The sequence below is a fragment of the Lysinibacillus sp. RC46 genome (genome assembly GCF_041262385.1).
GTDB lineage: Bacteria > Bacillota > Bacilli > Bacillales_A > Planococcaceae > Lysinibacillus.
The window spans coordinates 124,663-144,915 of sequence record NZ_JBGCCF010000001.1 but is presented as its reverse complement, the minus strand read 5'-3'; the positions used below and the strand labels follow the sequence as shown (position 1 = coordinate 144,915).

The following is a 20,253-nucleotide window of genomic DNA, read 5'->3' as shown; positions in this document are numbered from 1 at the left end:
AGTAGGAATTCCAAATTATAGGATTGGACGAGATGATTTGACGATTCGTACTATTCAAATGAGCATTTTCAATTTTGAAATGACTAAGCAAGATTGGTCAATATATGAGGCGGAAGTAGAGTGGATTCACCGTCATTTAGCGGAGAGTAGCGAGATGTTAACGGGTTGGTTACATGTACCTCTTGAAGATCAGCGTGCTTTATTGCAACGTATTGAGGATACTAAGCGAGAAATTCATGCGTATGCAGATGTACTTGTTGTTATTGGCGTGGGGGGATCATTTTTAGGGGCACGTGCCATCCAAGATGCGTTGTCACCTTATTTTACTCGTCCTACTGATGGTATTGAAGTGATATATGTTGGACAAAATATGAGTGGTTCCTATATTGATAGTTTGCTTCAATATTTAGCGAATAAAAGTGTGTATGTGAACGTCATTTCGAAGTCTGGGGAAACGATGGAACCAGCACTCGCATTTCGTGTGTTGCGACAGTTTATGGAAAAACGTTACGGGGAAGAGGCTGTTGACAGAATTATTGTGACGACTGATGCGGAAAACGGACGTTTGAAACAGATAGCAGATCGCATAGGTTATAGACAATTTACCATTCCAGCCGATATTGGTGGTCGCTATTCGGTGTTAACTCCGGTTGGGCTATTACCAGCAGCGGTTGCGGGTGTTGATATTCGGATGCTTATGGCAGGTGCTAGGGATGCTGCGTTAACATTGCAAGATACAGCGCTAGAGCGAAATGAAGCCTATCAATATGCAGTGTTGCGACATGTGATGTTTAACCGAGGGTATAGAGTGGAGCTGCTCGCTTCATTTGAACCTGCATTATGTAAGTTCCATGAATGGTGGATGCAGTTGTTTGGTGAAAGTGAAGGGAAACAGCGAAAAGGTCTATTTCCTACGACAGTTAATTATTCAACTGATTTACATGCTATAGGTCAGTTTATTCAAGAAGGAAGTCCGATCCTATTTGAAACATTACTGCATTTTAAGGAAATAGAAAATGATTGTAAAGTGCCATATGATGTGCGAGATGAGGATGGTTTGAATTATCTATCGAAACGAACATTCAATGAAATTAATGGGCTTTCCATGAATGGGACAGCACTTGCTCATGCAGAGGGTGGTGTACCTGTTATTCAATTGATGCTCCCAAAACTAGATGCCTATCACATAGGTTATTTAATCTATTTCTTTATGAAGGCATGTGCAATGAGTGCAAGTCTTCTAGGAGTAAATCCGTTTGATCAGCCAGGTGTAGAAGCGTATAAACGAAAGACGTTAGAACTATTACAAACATTTAATAATTCCATCAAGATAGATTCATTAGGCATGGAACTACCAAAAAGTAGCGTTTATATTCGAAATGAATATTGATTGGGAAATGCAAATGAATAATCTATTGAAATTATGATTAAATGTGCTTTAGTGATAATTTAAAAAAGTTGCGACTCCAGCGGGAACAGCAATGTTTTTCTACGACTATGTGTAGCGTCAGTATACAAGTTGAAAGCCCTGAAGAAAAGCGTCAACCCATAGTGGTATATACGATCCAGTACATGTTTTGGTGAAGAATCGAAGTAAATGGAACTATTAAAGTGATGCCGAACAATATGAAAGATAAATATAATCGTTTAGTTGATTCATCGACAATGGTTTGGCGAGGGAGGGAATTTAGGTGGAAGAACTAATTGACTTGAAAAAATTATTTAAAATATTGCGTAAGCGTATATACCTTATTCTAAGTCTTACTATTGTTGCGATTGGCATTACAGCTGCTCTAAGTTACTTTGTAATTACGCCTATCTATCAAGCACAAACGCAATTTTTAGTGAATCAAAAAGTTAATGATCAAGAAGCGTATGCCCAGGCACAACAGCTAGAGACGGATTTACAATTAATCAATACGTATAATGTTATTATTAAGAGTCCTGCTATTTTAAACAAAGTTATTGATAAGCTTGAACTAAACATTACAACAGAAATGTTGGCAGAGCAAATAACCGTTTCTAGCGAAAGTAACTCCAAAGTGGTTAATATTAAAGTTTTAGATACAGATTTAGAAAAAGCAGTTACCATCTCGAATACAGTTGCCACTATATTTAAAGAAGAAATACCGAAACTAATGAATGTTGATAATATAAATATTTTATCAGAGGCAAAAATAAGTAAAGATTCTAGCCCTGTGAAACCAAATAAACTACTTAATATTGTCATGGGTGCCGTAATTGGGTTTGTAATTAGTGTAGGGATTGCTCTATTGTTGGAGTTTTTAGATACAACAATAAAGACGGAGTCGGATATTGAAGATTTAGCATTGCCTATTATGGGGTTGGTTGGTGCTTTTCCCACCGAAAAAAATTATAAATCCCGTAAAGCTAGGAGGACATAAAAATGCTTCGTTCCAAAAAGAAAAAGAACCAGAAACTGTTAACAAAACCGCGTCAACTTATTACAGTTTTGGATGCGAAATCAATGATTTCTGAGCAATTTAAGACCATTCGTACGAATATTAAGTTTGCTATGCCAAAGCAAGGTCTTAAAACGATAGTAGTTACGTCTTCTATACCAGGTGAAGGAAAGTCAACAAATGCTGCCAATCTTGGTGTTGTTTTTGCACAAGAAGGAAAACGGGTATTGCTCGTAGATGCTGATATGCGTAAACCGACGTTGCATAATATATTTAATATTATCAATTTATTTGGGTTATCATCAATATTAGAAAGAAAATGTCAATATGATGAAGTATTACAGGACACATCTGTGGAAGGGTTGTTTATCATTACAAGTGGACCAATCCCAACGAATCCAGCGGAATTACTGTTATCCTATACTATGGATAGATTTTTAGAAGAGGTGAATCAAAAATTTGATCTTATCATTTTTGATACCCCTCCGCTATTACCTGTAGCTGATGCTCAAATTTTATCTAATAAATGCGATGGTTCGCTATTAATTGTCGGTGCGGGTATTGCAGAAAAAGAGGATGTAGGAAAAGCGAAAACACTCTTAGCTGCTTCGAAAGCCAATATTATTGGTGTTGTGTTAAATAAATATAGCATGCCAAAAAGCCAATATTATTATCAATATACAGATAATTAAAATTTAATAACTTTCTTAGTCGCAAATCCAGGATGGGTTTGCGTTTTATTTTGCGATTTACTAGGGGTAGATGGTAAACTAAAAGATGCTAATTAAAGAAAGAGTGGTCTTGCAAATGAAAGTACTATTTATTGGGGATATCGTCGGTTCAATCGGCCGCGATGCAGTGGAAAAATATTTACCACGCTTAAAGAGAAAATATAACACAGACGTTATTATTGCCAATGGTGAAAATGCAGCAGCAGGTCGCGGCATTACACGAAATATTTATAATGATCTATTGCAAATGGGTGTAGATGTTATCACAATGGGCAATCATACTTGGGATAATAAAGATATTTTTGATTTTATTGATGATGCAGAGTATTTAATACGCCCGGCGAACTTTTCAAATGATGCACCAGGTAAAGGAATGGTGCAAATTTCAAAAAACGGTGTAACACTATCTGTTATTAATTTACATGGACGGGTATTTTTACCTCCTCATGAGGATCCGTTTGCGATGGCAGAGAAATTAATCGAAGAAGCACATAAAACGTCACCGCTTGTATTCGTGGATTTTCATGCAGAAGCGACAAGTGAAAAAATTGCACTTGGATGGCACTTAGATGGAAAGGCCTCAGCAGTCGTTGGTACACATACGCATGTGCAAACAGCTGATGCACGTATTTATCCAAATGGAACAGCCTATATTACGGATGTTGGTATGACAGGTCCATACGATGAAATTTTAGGGATGACGAAGGAAAGTGTCATTTATAAATTCCAAACAAACATGCCATCTCGTTTTGAAGTGCCTAAAAAAGGACGCGATGTGTTAAGTGGTTTCTTTGTAGAGATTGATGATAAAACAGGAAAAGCACTACGTTGCGAGCGAATTTATATAAACGAAGATTATCCGTTCCAAGCATAAGAAGAGAAACTATTGTGTATTAAAAATGCACAATAGTTTTTTTGTGTTGAAAAACTGTTATGTCAATGAAATTAAAGCATCTATTAAATATAATAAGGCTCTTCGGCAAAACGAGGGTTGATTTCCGTTCCGACTGGGCGCTTTGTAGCTGCCGCTTTGCTTTCGCTACAGCAGCAAAGCGAGTAGCCTGGAACGGAAATCACCCTCACGTTTTGATGAGCCCCACTATTTTTAATATGATATCTTTATTTCATCGATCCAGTAAATTTTCCACATGAAATTTTCAGTCTTTTTTGATTGTTTCAATATATAAGAAATGAAAATAGTCTATTTCCTTCTCGCCGAGCATAAAATGACCTATCGACAATAACTTAAGGTCCAAACAAGGGGGACATGAGTTGTTGAGCGTAAACACTATTCGCGAAACGGGGAGGAATAATTGTGGATTCATTAAAAGTATCATCACGCTCTAATCCAAATTCAGTTGCAGGTGCATTAGTCGCGGTAATCAGAGAAAAAGGGCAAGCAGAAATGCAGGCAGTTGGGGCAGGGGCACTTAACCAAGCCGTGAAAGCAGTGGCCATTGCACGCGGATTTGTAGCGCCAAGTGGCACGGATTTAATTTGCGCACCGGCGTTTGCCGATATTTTAATTGCTGGTGAGGAACGTACAGCCTTAAAGCTTCTTGTGGAAAAACGTGTTCGATAAAAAGTAATAAAGTAAAATGCCTTGCACATAATAAGCTGCAAGGCATTTTTTTTGTTTATAAGACAATCGGGATTTGAGGAAGAGAATCCTCCATGCTCTACATACTAATATGTTAAATGTCACTTGAAATCCGCAAATTAATTTTTTAAACTTAATTGATTTTAAAATTACAACTTTATGAACGCTATTTTCAGTCAAAGGTCTGAATTTCTTTTAAATCGAGGAATAACAATAGTGCAGACCGTTTCTTCGTGTTAAACTTATGAAGGAAAAATAATAGTATATACATTGGATCTAAGGAGTTGTTGACATGTTACATCAGCTTTCATGGAAAGTCGGTGGGCAACAGGGTGAAGGGATTGAAAGTACAGGCGAAATTTTCTCAACGGCAATGAATCGTTTAGGTTACTTCCTGTACGGTTATCGTCATTTCTCTTCTCGAATTAAAGGTGGCCATACGAATAATAAAATTACAGTTCGTCCAACAGAAGTACGTTCAATTGCGGATGATTTAGATATTTTAGTAGCGTTCGATCAAGAAACAATCGACGTCAATTATAAAGAATTAACAGAAACAGGCATTATTTTAGCGGATTCAAAATTTACTCCAGTGAAGCCAGAAGATTCAAAAGCGCCAATATTTGTAGTACCTTTTACAGAGGTAGCGGCAGAGCTTGGTACTTCGTTGATGAAAAATATGGTGGCGATCGGAGCAACAGCTTCATTGCTAAATCTAGAGGACGAAGTGTTCCAAAATGTTGTTGATGATATTTTTGGCAAAAAAGGTGAAGAAGTTGTTCAAAAAAATATGGAGGCCATTGCACGCGGTCATGAATTAATGAATGAGCTGTTAGGCGATCGTGTAGGTGACTGGGCTTTAGCACCAGCAGACGGTAAACGCCGTATGTTCATGATCGGAAACGATGCAGTAGCACTTGGTGCACTTGCAGCTGGGACACGCTTTATGGCAGCCTACCCAATTACACCAGCTTCTGAGATTATGGAATATCTTATTAAAAAATTACCGAAATTCGGTGGTGCGGTTATTCAAACAGAAGACGAAATTGCTGCAGCGACAATGGCAATTGGGGCAAACTTTGGTGGTGTTCGTGCCTTTACAGCTTCTGCTGGCCCTGGTCTTTCATTAATGATGGAAGCACTTGGTCTTTCAGGTATGACAGAGCAGCCACTAGTTGTTGTTGACACACAACGTGGTGGTCCATCTACAGGATTACCAACAAAACAAGAGCAATCAGATTTAATGGCGATGTTATATGGTACACATGGTGAAATTCCAAAAGTAGTCATTGCACCATCTACAATGGAAGAAGCATTCTTTGACACAATCCAAGCATTTAACATTGCAGAGGAATTACAATTACCAGTTATTTTAATGACTGACTTGCAATTATCTCTTGGTAAACAATCTGTAGAGCCATTCGATTACAATAAAATTGAAATTCGTCGTGGTAAAATTGTTACAGGCGACATTGAAGAAGCAGCTGATAAAGCATACTTCAAACGTTATGAAGATACGGAAGATGGTATTTCACCACGTGTGCTACCTGGTACGATGAATGGTATTCACCATGTAACAGGGGTTGAGCATGATGAAACAGGTAAACCATCTGAAGCATCTGGTAACCGTCAAGTACAAATGGATAAACGTTTCCGTAAGCTAGCGGCATTGAAATTTGATCATCCAGTATATTCAAACGCGCCACACGAAGAAGCCGATGTTTTATTAGTGGGCTTTAACTCAACACGTGGAGCAATTGAAGAAGTACAAGAACGCTTAAATGCTCAAGGTATGAAGGTGAACCATGCACATATTCGTTTAATTCACCCATTCCCATCTGCTGAGGTGGCACCACTTGTAGCAAAAGCGAAAAAAGTAATCGTTGTAGAAAATAACTACACAGGTCAATTGGCAAATATTATGAAGATGAATGTTGGTGGTCACGATAAAATCGAGACTATTACGAAATATGATGGTACACCATTCTTGCCAGGTGAATTAGAAAATCGTGTGAAGGAGTTGACTCGCTAATGGCAACATTTAAGGATTTTCGTAATACAGTGAAACCAAACTGGTGCCCAGGCTGTGGTGACTTCTCTGTTCAAGCAGCGATTCAGCGCGCCGCGGCAAATGTTGGTATTGAACCAAACGAATTAGCCGTTATCTCTGGGATTGGCTGTTCTGGTCGTATTTCAGGCTACATTAATTCTTACGGCTTCCACGGTATTCATGGTCGTGCATTACCAATTGCACAAGGTTTAAAAATGGCTAACCGTGAGTTAAACGTTATTGCTTCTGGTGGTGACGGCGATGGATTTGCGATTGGTATGGGTCATACAATTCATGCTATCCGTCGTAATATTGACATCACATACGTCGTTATGGATAACCAAATTTATGGTTTAACAAAGGGGCAAACATCTCCACGTTCTGCTGCAGGGTTTATTACAAAATCTACGCCAGGTGGTGCGATTGAGCCTTCATTAAAACCATTAGAAGTAGCTTTAACAAGCGGAGCTACTTTTGTCGCACAAGGTTTCTCAACGGATATTAAAGAGTTAACAGCTTTAATTGAAGCGGGCATTAATCATAAAGGCTTTTCATTCATCAACGTATTCTCACCTTGTGTTACGTATAACAAAGTGAACACGTATGATTGGTTTAAAGAAAACTTAACGAAGCTTGCTGATATTGAAGGCTATGACAATTCTGACCGTAGTATGGCAATGCGTACAGTGATGGAGCATGAAGGTTTAGTAACAGGTATTATTTATCAGGATACTGAAACAGCTTCATATCAAGAAAAAGTACCAGGCTATTCAGAGCTACCATTAACGGATATTGATATTAAAATGAGCGAAAATGATTTTAATGAATTAGTGAAAGAATTTATGTAAGAATGATAAAATCAAAGCATTTGGAATGATGACATTCCAAATGCTTTTTTTTGTGTAATTCGTGGGGAACGACGTAGCAGGTATTCGCTATTGAACCATGAGTAAGGCATAGCATGTAACGCTGATAGTGATCATGAAAATGACTTTGTAACGATACAAAGTAAAATATCAAAATAATTTACTTGTTTCTATAGCTTCCTGAATTAAATGAATCCCTTCGCCAATTTTATTTTCTGGGATACTAGTTGTGTTCAGCTTAAGAAATTTATGATTATGTTTATATCCAGCTATATAATTTTTTTTGTAATCATCTACTAAAACTTGTCGTTTGGCTAATTCTTCGTGAAGCTTATTCATATTTATTTGTTTCGGAAGCTTGATTACCGTATGCATTTGATGATTATCATTAAATTGATAGTCAGAAAAGTAAGTTCTTAGTACCTCACGCAGAGTGTTTGCTTTCTGTTGATGTCTGAACACGATTTTATCCTTATGGTGTGCATATAACCCACTTTCCATAAACGTCTGCATAATAACTTGACTTAAAGAATTCGTATGGATATCAATAACCTCTTTAAAGCTTCGAAAGGTCTCGATCATGTCCTCGGGCAGAACAGTGATACCTAACCTCTGACCAGGAAACATAATTTTAGAAAAGCTCTTTAAATAAATTACGCACTGATTCGTATCCATTTCATAAAGTGTTTTGTAGCTATTGCTTCCTTCAAAATCACCCAAATAATCATCTTCTATTATATAAAAATGGTACTTTTTCGCATAATCTAAAAGCATACATTTTTCCTGTTCATCCATGGTAGTACCAAGTGGATTATGAAGCCGTGGCATTAAATAGACATAGTTGGGACGCTTGATTTTAATCATTTCTTCTAATTCTTTTAAATCTATCTTGTCAAAATCTCGGTAGCAGGTAATATAATCCAAATGGAGACGTTCAATCAGATTTATGATCTGATGATAGGTTGGCTGCTCTATCAGAATGGATTCTTTTTTGGTCATCATTATTAAAGCCAGAATATGCAAAGCTTGCTGTGTACCGCTTGTTATCATGATTTGTTCTTTTTTAGAGAAAATCTGATCTTCTGCTAATAATTTTTGAAATAAGCTTTTCAGTTCCTCATTACCGGTTGTTGCTCCATAGGTGAATAATTCTGATTTTCCATTTTGAATAGCTGTTTCCAAACATTGCGAATAACTGTCCAATGGAAAGTCCGTCCAGGAAGTAGAGGCAGTGGAAAAGTCGTATATTCCATTAAAAGAAGCAGCTTTTCCTTTTTTTGAAATAATAAAATAGCCTACATTTGGCTTAGCGTATATTCTATTCATTCCAATCAAATGTTGCAGTGCTTGTGTTATCGTGACTTGACTCACTCCAAAAGTATCCATCAATTTCCTTACAGATGGGAGACGCTCATTATATTTTCCCTGCTCAATATCTTGCAGTATGCTATTTGCAATCAGTTGATGTTTCCGCATGCTATCCCTCCCATAACAATAGATTACCATGAATTTATTCTAGCTATGCTTGATTATGCCTTGTCCGTATCGATACAGAGATAAAAAGAAATTCAATGTATACAACATTCTTCCTTTATTCTAAAAAAGAAGGAGGGAGGAAATCGTGAGAAAAAATAGTGCATTAGTGGCAGCCGTTGTTTTTTCCATTATTATTGGATTTTCCTTTATGTTTATCAAAATTGCCTTAACATATGAAGGACAATTACTAATATTAGCGCAACGATTTACATTTGCCTTTTTAGGATTGCTTCTATTACTAGCCATAAGACCGATTAACTTAAGGTTAAATCGGAAGGAAGTTATGTTGGTGTTGGTTATTTCGCTGATTTATCCGATTCTGTTTTTTAGCAGCCAGATACTTGGACTTAATCAGACAACTGTTACAGAAGCAGGAATCATCCAAGCTATTGCTCCTGCCATAACGGTTCTATTGGCACGATTATTTTTGAAAGAACAGATTCAAAGAATACAAGGAATAGGAATCTCTTTGAGCGTTGCAGGAGTCGTTTTTTTACAGCTGATGAATAACTCGGGAGGATATGAATTTCATCTAATCGGTAACCTGTTGATTATATTTTCTATTTTGGCAATGGCCATTTGGCAAGTGATGTCTAGAAGCGCAACAAAAACAGTGGCTCCAATCCAAATTACGATATATATCATGTTCAGTGGCTTTCTATTCTTTAATGCTATGTACTTTATAAACGGAGGGTCTGTCAATGAATATGTGGATTCCGTAAAGGAGATTCCTTATTTGTTATCGATTTTATTTTTAGGAGTTCTATCTACACTCGGTACGTCATTATTGTCTATTTACGCCGTATCCAAATTACCGGTTATTCAAGTGAGTGTATTTAACAATGTTACTACTTTGATAACAATTCTTTCGGGCGTATTGTTTTTAAGCGAGTCGTTCCATTATTACCATGTTATCGGTGCGGTGGTAATTATTTTAGGAGTTATTTTGGTGAACGCTAAGAAGAAAACGGATTGCTCTAATGCAGCATAAAAATGCCATTCAAGAATTTGATGGAAATAAGAAAAAACGCAATGTTTTGGAAGGAAGTATTTATGAGGATATTCAGCGCGGTGTATCATCGTATGGTTTTGAAAAATCTATTTTGCGACTACGAGAATCGCAGTAACTGTTATGCAAAAAAGGTGGAGGGAAGTAGCTCAATCCCGCCTACGGAAAGCATTCGCCCATAGAGGAAATTAACAGCTTTACTTCATACAAAGACTGTAGATAAACTCTCAAATTTTCTCGAGTTTATCTACAGTCTGATGCATTCGTACCGATACAAATGCATTATTTTTTAGAACACAAAGTCAAAACTTCTATCATAATGAGGATTAACAGACTGATTAGGAGTGATAGATGCTTAATTGAAAAGGGCTGGAGCAGTACCAAGGATTGTATTTTGATAATAGTTTATTTACTGGAGGTATATAAATGGTTCATATTAATGGTATAAAATCAGAAGTAAAAACAATTCCTGTACTTGGTACAGGAATTGTAGGTGCTCCTGTGACTGCAAATTTACAAAAACATAAGTTTGATATTACACGTGCCGGATTACAAAGGTTTCAACGTGCGGTTGATAAAGGACATGGTGACAAAGATATGGCAGCTTCCCGGTTAGCAGGGAAAAAAGGTGAATAAATCGATTAGACTAGACAATCAAGAAGCATTACACACCGAAAAACTCCCAATATGGAATCTCATCGCACTATCAGTTGCCAGTTTTCTTGCCATTATGACAGAAACGATACCTGCCGGCTTACTTCCGCAAATCAGTCAAGGGCTTGATATTTCAGAGGCATTGGCAGGTCAGTTTGTCACACTTTTTGCAATTGGATCGGTTGTAGCAGCTATCCCACTTGTTGCATTAACACAAAGATGGTACCGGAAAAAAGTGTTGTTAATGGCACTATGTATTTTGTTTTTTGCCAATACATTAACAGCACTTTCACCGTATTATGTGCTTACCTTGGTATTACGTTTTATTGCAGGAATGGCTACTGGATTGCTCTGGGGACTGGTAGCAGGATATGCGCGTCGTATGGTAGCACCGCCTTTACAAGGTCGTGCACTAGCTATCGCAGGAACAGGACAGCCGATTGCATTGTCACTGGGTGTACCAATTGGAACTTGGTTGGGGATGTATCTGGAATGGCAAGCCATCTTTTTAATTATCAGCGGGGGGACACTCCTTTTAATGATATGGATTTATACGAAAGTACCAGATTATCCTGGACAAACTACCGGACAGCGTCAATCTATTTATGAGATCCTCAGATTGCCTGGTGTACGTCCAATACTGTGTGTTGTATTGGTATGGATCTTGGGTCATAATATTCTCTACACCTATATTGCCCCATACATGACTCATGTCGGACTTGCCAATCATGTAGGTTTTGCTTTATTTACTTTTGGTATTACGTCGATAGTAGGCATTTGGATCATTGGTATATATATTGATCATCATTTACGCTTGATGACAATAATTAGTCTGGGAGCTTTTGCAATTAGTTCCTTGGTGTTAGGAATCGCAAATGGGATGACACTGCTCATTTTTCTTTCCATAGCTGCTTGGGGACTAACTTTTGGCGGAGCACCAACGTTATTGCAAACAGCCATGGCAGATGCTACCGGAGAAGGTGCAGATGTTGCACAATCTATTTTTGTAACGATATTCAACCTTTCCGTAGCTGGTGGTGGATTTGTAGGTGGATTAATGTTAAATCAAATGGGAGCAGGTTCTTTTCCTTGGATACTTTTATTATTAAGTTTAATTGGTTTATTGATAGTATACAGAAAAAAAGAACAAGCATTTAAGCCTCGTCGGCAGTAAATAGTAGTATATTAAAATTTTATTAGAGTCATTAAATGTTTATCTCAGTGAATATGTCGAAACTTTGATAAAAGAAACACCATTTACATTTCTGCTTGTTCAATGAAAATAAAACAAGCAGGAATGTTTTGTTTTTTTGTGAAATCCTACTTAATCCAAATATCATTCATCTTCAGATTGATAAATGCTAATCGTACTTCACTAAAATTTAAAAACTAAAATAGACTGCATTAGTAAACAATCGTGCATATCTTCATCCATGCCTCAATAGGAATTTTCTTGTTCATCCCGAAGTTTTCGTATGGAAATCTCCGCTAATGGCTGGCATAGTGTTAGCCTTTGTATTTTTTCGTTTTATAACAAGAGGTACACGATAAGTGAAGTGGTTGATTGGAGTGGAGACTGAGCGACTCCTTGGGGATTAGCGTCACAGATGAGACCCTGGAGCGAGCAGCGCGAGTGAAGCGGCTCATCGGACGCCCCCAGGAAAGCGCTCAGTCGGAACGGAAATCAACCCCTCGCTTTGCCGAAGCTATAATCTATCATTGTTTTCTAAGTAATTCTCCACAAAAAATTTCGATATCCTTATAAAATCCTTATAATCATTTCCTACACTATAGTCATCGAAAGGAAGATGATTATAGATGGAAGATATTATTTTACAAACAGAAAATCTTAGTAAAAGCTTTAAGGGGCAAAAAATTGTAGAGGACTTGTCGTTAACGATACCTCGCAATACTGTTTACGGTTTACTTGGTCCAAATGGTGCTGGGAAATCAACAGCGTTAAAAATGATAACAGGGATGCTGCGTCCGAATGCAGGAAAGATTCTTTTGAATGGACGTGAATGGAATCGAAATGATTTAAAAGACATTGGTGTATTAATTGAAACACCACCGCTTTATGAAAATTTAACGGCAAGAGAAAATCTAAAGGTTCGAACGATTGCCCTCGGATTGCCACAGTCACGTATTGATGAAGTATTAAGAATTGTTGACTTAACCAATACAGGAAAAAAACGAGCAGGACAGTTTTCGTTAGGAATGAAACAACGCCTAGGAATAGCTATTGCGTTATTAAACTATCCAAAGCTTTTAATACTTGATGAGCCAACGAATGGCCTCGATCCAATCGGCATTCAAGAGCTTCGGAAACTGATTCGCTCTTTTCCAGAGCAAGGGATTACTGTCATTTTATCTAGCCATATCCTGTCAGAGGTAGAGCAGGTCGTTGATGAAATTGGCATTATAGCGGGAGGAAAATTAGGTTATCAGGGAGTTGCGCCACAAGGACAGGAATTAGAATCATTATTTATGCAAGTAGTGTCTACCAATAGAAAGGCAGGCATGTAACATGATATCAATTATGAAGGCTGAAAGATTAAAATGGAAAAAGACTTTTATTGTTAAATTAGTTTGGCTAGCACCCATAGTGGGGATAGTACTAACTGCATTATTAATGGGAGGAAGCTATTTTCAAAAGGGTGCTTATAATTGGTGGTATACAATGCTCTTACCAGGTGCTCTGACGATATGTTGTGCAATAGTGGTGGAAAAAGATGCTAAATTGAAATATCATAGTATTCTCGCAATGCCGATTGATCTGAAGAAGATTTGGTTTGGCAAAATACTTGCATGTAGTGCCTGGTTGTTATTAATTTCACTTATTTTCTTTGCAGGAATTACTGCTGGTGGAATACTTTTTGGTAATAGCTTTTCTTTCATAAATAGTCTTACAGGTAGTTTGTTAATTTTCGTAACGTTTTTATGGCAAATTCCACTTTGTTTATTCCTTACGGCAAAATTAGGAACTTATATGGCTATTTTTATAAATTTAGTCGGCAATCTTGCTGGTATGATTGCATTTGCTATTGGGGATTTTTGGTATAGTGTTCCTTACGCCATTACAGCAAGACTAATATGTCCAACATTAGAGATTTTACCAAATGGTCTGCCAGTGCCTGAGGGTAGCCCTTTATTAAGCATGTCGGTTATAGTTCCAGGTATATTAATTGCTTTAGCATGGTTTGCATTACTTAGCTTCTTTACTGCACGTTGGTTTCAAAAAAGGGAGGCGAAATAGTGTATGGTAATGTTAAGATTACTTAGAGCAGAGTTTCTTAAAACAAAAAGAACGCCATTTTTGCTCACACATCTAATTGTACCTATTATTATTTCAGGGATATTTTTAGCATACTATACTTACTCACCATGGGGTTTTACTGATAGGGTAACGGCTTATCTTCAAGGAGTTGCATGCGGGTTTCCAATTATTATTGGATTAGTTTGTGCAATGGTAGCTGAGCAAGAAGCAACTGCAGGACATTTTCAGGAGATGCTAACAGCTACTAAAACAAAAATAGTTGCCTATTTAAGCAAGTTACTATTGTTATTATTATATAGTTTTGGAGCAATATTACTGTCTGTCGGTATTTTTAGTGTTGGTTTTATTGACCTTTTGCATGAAGATACTTTTGGTTATCAATTTTATTTTATAGCTGGATGTATTCTATTTGTAAGCTTTGCATTTTTATATATTTTACATTTTTTTGTTAGTCTTCATTTTGGTAAAGGCGCCTCAATCGGGTTAGGGATTGTGGAATCACTTTTAGTAGCCTTACTGCTTACTGGACTAGGTGATGGTATTTGGTCATTTATACCTTATGGTTGGGGTGGTCACTTTGTTACATTATGGACAATGAAGGCGTCAGGGCTTGACCTATCAACGGTGGAAGTAGGACTACGGGAAGGTATTATTGCTTCAGTTTGTGGAACATTGCTAGTGTTAGTCCTATCTTGTTTATGGTTTTGGAAATGGGAAGGAAGAAAAACAGAAGGTTAGGGAAAATGATGAGGGTAGAAATATGGCAAAAGTATTAGCAGTAGATGATGAAAAAGGTATTTTAGTATTGATAAAAAATGCATTACTAAAAGACGAGCATTTAGTAACGGCAGTCTCTGATGCAACAGAAGTAAGTAAAATGAATCTTGGTGCCTTTGATTTAATTTTATTGGATGTGATGATGCCCGAAATTGATGGATTTACTTTATGTGGCCAAATACGTCATGCTGTAGATTGTCCTATCCTTTTTTTAACGGCTAAATCGTTGGAGGAGGATCTAATGTATGGACTAGGTCTTGGCGCAGATGATTATATTATCAAGCCGTTTGGAATCGGAGAGCTACGTGCGAGAGTGAATGCACATTTGAGACGCGAAAAAAGAGAGAGACGTAGTATTCTTTTTGTAGATAATGTTCACTTCAATCTATCGGGCAAAGAGCTGTTTGTAAATGAAGAGAAGGTAATGCTGACAAAAAGTGAATACGAAATATGCGAATATCTAGCTCGAAATAGAGGACAGGTGTTTTCTAAAGAAAAGATTTATGAAACTATTTTTGGATTTGATGGGAAAAGTGACAGTACTGCTATTACTGAGCATATTAAAAATATTCGTTCAAAGCTACATACTTTTAATGTTGACGCCATTGACACTGTTTGGGGGATCGGATATAAATGGAGACAATGAGGCCCAATAAAGGAACACGTTTACATACTTTTTTTCTTCGTTATCTCTTTTTCCTAAGTTTAGGCGTCATTCTGTTAGTAGTACTACTGATCGGTTTAACGTTGTTTGCCCTTTCTACCAACATCGTATTACCAGCAAATTATGCAGAAACTCAAATTTCATTATCAAGGGATCGTATTGCGTCTAGTAGTTCAGTTACAGCTGATATGATCCCAGACCTTGTTGATTACGCAGTCTTCTCTAAAGAAGGTGAACTTCTTGAAGGAAATCTTTCAGAGAAGGAAGCTTTTAAAGCTTGGGATGCAATGAAAAAAGAACAATCTCAAAGTATCGCCCAATTTTACTCGTTTATAGAGCGAGAAAATGAGATTTGTATATTACGGTATGATTTAGTGCCACAGTATCGTTCGGCTATTATGAGGAAGTATTTACCTAATCCACAACTGTTAGATATTCTATTGTTTATTATAGGGGTTATAACTATAGCAACTGGCCTTGCGATCCATTTCGGAAGAAAGCTTAAGAAAAAAATGTTTGGTTTGCAGGAAGCGATTGAAAAAATACAAAATCAAAATTTGGATTTTACGATAAGCCCTTCTGGAATACGTGAAATAGATGAAATATCCATTTCTCTTGAGCAAATGAGAGAGGCTCTAAACATCTCCTTAAAACAACAATGGGAATCAGAACAGGCACGTAGAGAACAAATTTCTGCTCTTGCTCATGATCTAAAAACACCGCTCACAATTATTCGGGGGAATGCAGAGCTTTTGCAGGATACGGTTCAAGATGATATACAAAGGGAATATAATGACTATATTTTGAAAAATACAATGGAAATAGAAAGATTCACGAAAGAGCTAATTGATATATCGAAAATGGAGAAAAATATCGTTCGGGAAAAAACGAATGTTAAAACGGATGCATTGATGACAGAAGTAGAAGATCAAATGAGAGCTCTTTCGTTGGAAAAAAGGCTTCAAGTGGATGTCCAAAAGGAAATGCTTCCTGCACTTATATTGCTTGATGAAGAGCGGTTCTATCGTGCGATTTTAAATGTCATTGCCAATGCTGTAGAGCACACACCTGAAAACTCTAAGGTGACATTAACTGTTCAAAGCGCTTCTGACTTTATTCAGTTTACCGTTACCGATAGCGGCCGTGGATTTTCTCCGAGAGATTTAAATGAGGCTACCAAACAATTTTATCGCGGAGATCCAAGCAGAAATGCAGGAGATCACCATGGGATGGGACTTTATATTGCCCAGTCCATTGTTCAGAGTCATGGTGGAAAACTGCTAATTTCCAATGATTCATCAGCTGGTGGGGGTAAAGTGACCATAACAATCCCAATCAATTTCTCCCTGACGTAATTGCCTTTCCTGTCACTTTGTTTTCGGAAGATAAACAAAATTATTCAAAATGCGGTTAATTATTTACCGATAGAAGGATTTTTTGCTTATGCCTATTTTGGTGCGCAACAAAAATTAGAGAGTCTTCTAATAGAGTGTTTATTAATATGATATTAGATAAAATGTATACCGTGTATATAAGTTGATTGGAGTGGAGGCTGGGCGACTCCTTGGGGATTAGCGTCACAGATGAGACCCTGGAGCGAGCAACGCGAGTGAAGCGGCTCATCGGATGCCCCCAGGAAGCTTTGCTCTGTGCGAAAGCGTAGTGCTAACGTAGCGGCAGCAACAAAGCGCCCAGCCGGAACGGAAATCAACCTCACGTTATGATGGCGAGCCTTAAATTAATAAATACCTTGAGAAAAGAATGATTTTGGCAAATTTGCTAATATCATTCTTTTTTGTTTTTGTTGGAAAGGGAAAAAATGGGGAGCGTGTTTGGGCAATAGTATTGTAAAAAATGCTACAATAAAAGAAAAAAAGAAGAGGCGATGCACGTGGATAACGTCATTGATTTTATTGCAAAGAAAAAAGAACGCGAAGAAAGACAACGTGCCCAGGATTTAGAAAGGTATGTTGCGACACAATGTGATTTTCATCAACCAGAAAATATTGATGCACTTGTTGATGGAAAAATGATTGAGGTCAAGGACCATACGTTGTTTTTAGGTTTTCTCTCGATATTAAAAGATGAAAAAATTGATCCACTTGATATTTTTCAGGATGTTTTTACATTAGAACCTGCCCGCTTCGAAATGTCCTACAATATGAAATGGTGGTCAGTTGTACAGCTTGCTTTTACATTTTTAACAATTTTAAAGGAAAACGAGCCGCATACATATGCAGATTTTCTTGGTTTACAAAATTAATCTAGAGTATGTGCACGTCCTGGAACGCTACATAAACGTGCGCATACAGAACTAGATTCCTACTTACTCCTCTAAAACTTTTACAATCTCCCCTTCAATTAATAATTCCTTAATAATTTTTACTGAATATTTTAACGTCCTCCATACTTGCTTAATGTTTGTTTCCTAACATAAATGTTGTAAGGCAAATGAAAACAAACATAAACAAATGGAGGTTCCAACTCATGGCAATTCAAAAGTTGTGGAAGAAAGGTCTAATCGGAGCATTAGCAATTTCAATGTTGGCAGCTTGTTCTGACAGTTCATCTAGTTCGAATGAAGTGAAAAGTGATTTGACACTTGAAGAGATGACGAAAAAAGCACAAGAAGAAGGCACTGTAAATTCGGTCGGTATGCCAGATACTTGGGCTAACTGGGTAGAGACTTGGGATGATCTTGGTACTGAATATAGCCTTAAGCATAAGGATACAGACATGTCGAGTGCTGAGGAGCTAGCGAAGTTTGAGGCGGAAAAGGATGATGCCACTGCGGATATTGGTGACGTCGGAATTGCCTTTGGACCGATTGCTAAGGACAAAGGTTTAACATTACCGTACAAAACATCTTATTGGGATGAAATACCTGACTGGGCAAAGGACAATGAAGGCCATTGGATCGTGGGTTACACTGGAACCATTTCATTTTTAACTGATAAAAACAACGTCAAAAATGCCCCGAAATCTTGGGAGGACATTAAAAACGGAGATTACACTGTCAGCATTGGTGATGCTTTAACAGCGAATCAAGCACAGTTTGCTATTTTAGCAGCTTCAATGGCATTTGGTGGCGATGAATCGAATATTCAACCTGGAATAGACTTTTTTACAGACTTAGCAAAACAAGGGCGTTTAAAAGGAGATCCGACTGTAGCGAATTTAGAAAAAGGCGAAATTGACGTAGCCATCTTATGGGATTTTAATGCACTTGGCTATCGACACCAAATTGATGAGAAACGTTTTGATGTCGTTATTCCATCAGAAGGTTCTGTAACATCAGGCTATGCAACGATCATTAATAAATACGCTAAAAATCCTTATGCAGCAATGTTAGCTCGTGAATACATTTTATCCGATGCAGGACAAGAAAATTTAGCAAAGGGTTATGCTCGTCCAATTCGTGACAAAGTTCAATTGTCTCAAGATGTTCAGAAGCTATTATTACCTGCGGACATGTACAAAAATGCACAGCCAGTAAAAGACCAAAAGAAATGGGAAGAAACAACAAAGCAAATTCCACAACTATATCAAGAGCAGGTATTAATCCATGGAAAATAATAAAGTTGTTTTAATTGTCGTAGATGCACTTCGCTTTGATACAGCCTGTACCCATATGGGATTTATGCACCATTTAGTTGAACGTAAAATTGCGGCACGCTACAAGGTTTGCTCAGAGGTCCCATCACTATCAAGGCCTTTATATGAAACGATTTTAACGGGGACACCACCCATTGTACATGGAGTAACGAGCAATATGACAGTGCGTTTATCCACGCAAAATAGTTTATTTCATTTAGCGAAAGAAAACGGTCTGTCTACAGCAGCAGCTGCCTATTATTGGGTAAGTGAGCTATATAATCGTTCACCATTTGTGCATATGGAGGACAGGCTACAATTAGATACACATTTGCCGATTGAGAATGGACTGTTCTACTTTGAGGATCACTATCCAGACAGTCATTTATTTGCGGAAGCTGCTTGGCTAATGGATCAAAAGCAACCAGATTTCTTATATATTCATCCGATGAATGTAGATGATGACGGTCATAAATTTACGGCTGACTCTGCGCAATATCGAAATCGTGTTTTAGCAGTGGATGCTTTATTATCTTTATTTATCCCAAAATGTCTTGCACAAGGCTATGAAGTGATCGTGACAGCAGATCATGGGATGACGAGTGATGGTAACCATGGAGGCACAACAGGTGAGGATCGTCATGTACCGATGTTTGTTATTTCGAATTATGTTAAAGCGGGCGTTAAGGATGAGGTTGTATCACAGTTACAAATTGCTCCGCTATGCTGTCATTTATTGAATATCGAACCATCTGATGAAATGGTTCCGCTGTTAATAGAGGGGATGCATTCTTTAAAAAAGGCTTAATTATCATTATTTATTCAAGTGTGTAATTGATTCATTATCGAAGTTTGGTAATGACATTTTTAAAACATATGCCTTGTATTAGTTGATTGGAGTGGAGACTGGGCGACTCCTTGGGGATCAGCGTCACAGATGAGACCCTGCAGCGAAGCGGCTCATCGGACGCCCCCAGGAAAGCGCCCAGTCGGAACGGAAATCAACCCCACGCTATGGTGATAATTCTTCTAAATGAAGTGATTAAATCAACATTAATCTAAATGGCCGCTA

At 37.6% G+C, this 20,253-nt stretch carries 20 protein-coding genes; 19 read left to right on the top strand and 1 reads right to left on the bottom strand.

The window, feature by feature from the left end; genetic code table 11:
• Positions 1-37 precede the first annotated feature (37 nt).
• From ABH966_RS00785 to ABH966_RS00755, 7 genes are all read left to right on the top strand, one after another.
• Positions 38-1,390 (top strand): glucose-6-phosphate isomerase, encoded by a 1,353-nt coding sequence (locus ABH966_RS00785; RefSeq protein ID WP_370075150.1) that lies wholly within the window; start codon positions 38-40, stop codon positions 1,388-1,390.
• Between the two features lie 301 nt (positions 1,391-1,691).
• A complete protein-coding gene (locus ABH966_RS00780; protein ID WP_370075149.1) occupies positions 1,692-2,405 on the top strand; it encodes a YveK family protein in 714 nt (237 codons plus the stop codon).
• Between the two features lie 2 nt (positions 2,406-2,407).
• Positions 2,408-3,115 carry a CpsD/CapB family tyrosine-protein kinase gene (locus tag ABH966_RS00775; protein ID WP_370075148.1) on the top strand — a complete coding sequence of 236 codons (708 nt, stop codon included), beginning with the start codon at positions 2,408-2,410 and terminating at the stop codon, positions 3,113-3,115.
• A 115-nt stretch (positions 3,116-3,230) separates the two neighbouring features.
• On the top strand, positions 3,231-4,028 hold the full coding sequence (locus tag ABH966_RS00770) for a TIGR00282 family metallophosphoesterase (protein ID WP_370075147.1): 798 nt from the start codon (positions 3,231-3,233) through the stop codon (positions 4,026-4,028).
• 441 nt (positions 4,029-4,469) lie between these two features.
• The gene (locus tag ABH966_RS00765) at positions 4,470-4,736 is read left to right on the top strand and encodes a stage V sporulation protein S (protein WP_010858535.1); all 267 of its coding nucleotides are present in this window, start codon (positions 4,470-4,472) and stop codon (positions 4,734-4,736) included.
• A 310-nt stretch (positions 4,737-5,046) separates the two neighbouring features.
• The gene (locus ABH966_RS00760) at positions 5,047-6,786 is read left to right on the top strand and encodes a 2-oxoacid:acceptor oxidoreductase subunit alpha (RefSeq protein WP_370075146.1); all 1,740 of its coding nucleotides are present in this window, start codon (positions 5,047-5,049) and stop codon (positions 6,784-6,786) included.
• Positions 6,786-7,652, top strand: coding sequence for a 2-oxoacid:ferredoxin oxidoreductase subunit beta (locus ABH966_RS00755; protein ID WP_370075145.1), 867 nt, complete (start codon positions 6,786-6,788; stop codon positions 7,650-7,652). The genes ABH966_RS00760 and ABH966_RS00755 overlap by 1 nt, the downstream gene beginning before the upstream one ends.
• Before the next feature lie 168 nt (positions 7,653-7,820).
• Here the strand turns inward: ABH966_RS00755 and ABH966_RS00750 are convergent, their stop codons facing one another.
• A complete protein-coding gene (locus tag ABH966_RS00750; RefSeq protein WP_370075144.1) occupies positions 7,821-9,146 on the bottom strand; it encodes an aminotransferase-like domain-containing protein in 1,326 nt (441 codons plus the stop codon).
• Positions 9,147-9,291: 145 nt separating this feature from the next.
• Between ABH966_RS00750 and ABH966_RS00745 the strand changes: the two genes are divergently transcribed.
• The 12 genes from ABH966_RS00745 (at position 9,292) to ABH966_RS00690 (ending at position 19,989) form a co-directional block, all read left to right on the top strand.
• Positions 9,292-10,197, top strand: a complete 906-nt coding sequence (locus tag ABH966_RS00745; RefSeq protein WP_370075143.1) for a DMT family transporter — start codon at positions 9,292-9,294, stop codon at positions 10,195-10,197.
• Positions 10,187-10,333 carry a hypothetical protein gene (locus ABH966_RS00740; protein WP_370075142.1) on the top strand — a complete coding sequence of 49 codons (147 nt, stop codon included), beginning with the start codon at positions 10,187-10,189 and terminating at the stop codon, positions 10,331-10,333. Before ABH966_RS00745 ends, ABH966_RS00740 begins: the two co-directional genes overlap by 11 nt.
• Before the next feature lie 308 nt (positions 10,334-10,641).
• Positions 10,642-10,851: a hypothetical protein gene (locus ABH966_RS00735; RefSeq protein ID WP_370075141.1), complete on the top strand. Its 210-nt coding sequence runs from the start codon at positions 10,642-10,644 to the stop codon at positions 10,849-10,851.
• Positions 10,844-12,043 (top strand): MFS transporter, encoded by a 1,200-nt coding sequence (locus ABH966_RS00730; protein ID WP_370075140.1) that lies wholly within the window; start codon positions 10,844-10,846, stop codon positions 12,041-12,043. The genes ABH966_RS00735 and ABH966_RS00730 overlap by 8 nt, the downstream gene beginning before the upstream one ends.
• A gap of 644 nt (positions 12,044-12,687) precedes the next feature.
• A complete protein-coding gene (locus ABH966_RS00725; RefSeq protein WP_370075139.1) occupies positions 12,688-13,395 on the top strand; it encodes a lantibiotic protection ABC transporter ATP-binding protein in 708 nt (235 codons plus the stop codon).
• Between the two features lies 1 nt (position 13,396).
• Complete coding sequence (locus tag ABH966_RS00720) at positions 13,397-14,125, top strand: lantibiotic immunity ABC transporter MutE/EpiE family permease subunit (RefSeq protein ID WP_370075138.1); 729 nt, start codon at positions 13,397-13,399, stop codon at positions 14,123-14,125.
• Positions 14,126-14,128: 3 nt separating this feature from the next.
• The gene (locus tag ABH966_RS00715) at positions 14,129-14,884 is read left to right on the top strand and encodes a lantibiotic immunity ABC transporter MutG family permease subunit (RefSeq protein WP_370075137.1); all 756 of its coding nucleotides are present in this window, start codon (positions 14,129-14,131) and stop codon (positions 14,882-14,884) included.
• Positions 14,885-14,906: 22 nt separating this feature from the next.
• Positions 14,907-15,569, top strand: a complete 663-nt coding sequence (locus ABH966_RS00710) for a response regulator transcription factor (protein WP_370075136.1) — start codon at positions 14,907-14,909, stop codon at positions 15,567-15,569.
• Positions 15,557-16,942 carry a sensor histidine kinase gene (locus tag ABH966_RS00705; protein WP_370075135.1) on the top strand — a complete coding sequence of 462 codons (1,386 nt, stop codon included), beginning with the start codon at positions 15,557-15,559 and terminating at the stop codon, positions 16,940-16,942. Before ABH966_RS00710 ends, ABH966_RS00705 begins: the two co-directional genes overlap by 13 nt.
• A gap of 530 nt (positions 16,943-17,472) precedes the next feature.
• Positions 17,473-17,850 carry a 2-oxoglutarate ferredoxin oxidoreductase subunit beta gene (locus tag ABH966_RS00700; RefSeq protein WP_370075134.1) on the top strand — a complete coding sequence of 126 codons (378 nt, stop codon included), beginning with the start codon at positions 17,473-17,475 and terminating at the stop codon, positions 17,848-17,850.
• A gap of 224 nt (positions 17,851-18,074) precedes the next feature.
• Positions 18,075-19,163, top strand: coding sequence for an ABC transporter substrate-binding protein (locus tag ABH966_RS00695; RefSeq protein ID WP_370075133.1), 1,089 nt, complete (start codon positions 18,075-18,077; stop codon positions 19,161-19,163).
• The gene (locus ABH966_RS00690; protein ID WP_370075132.1) at positions 19,153-19,989 is read left to right on the top strand and encodes an alkaline phosphatase family protein; all 837 of its coding nucleotides are present in this window, start codon (positions 19,153-19,155) and stop codon (positions 19,987-19,989) included. Before ABH966_RS00695 ends, ABH966_RS00690 begins: the two co-directional genes overlap by 11 nt.
• Positions 19,990-20,253: the final 264 nt, after the last annotated feature.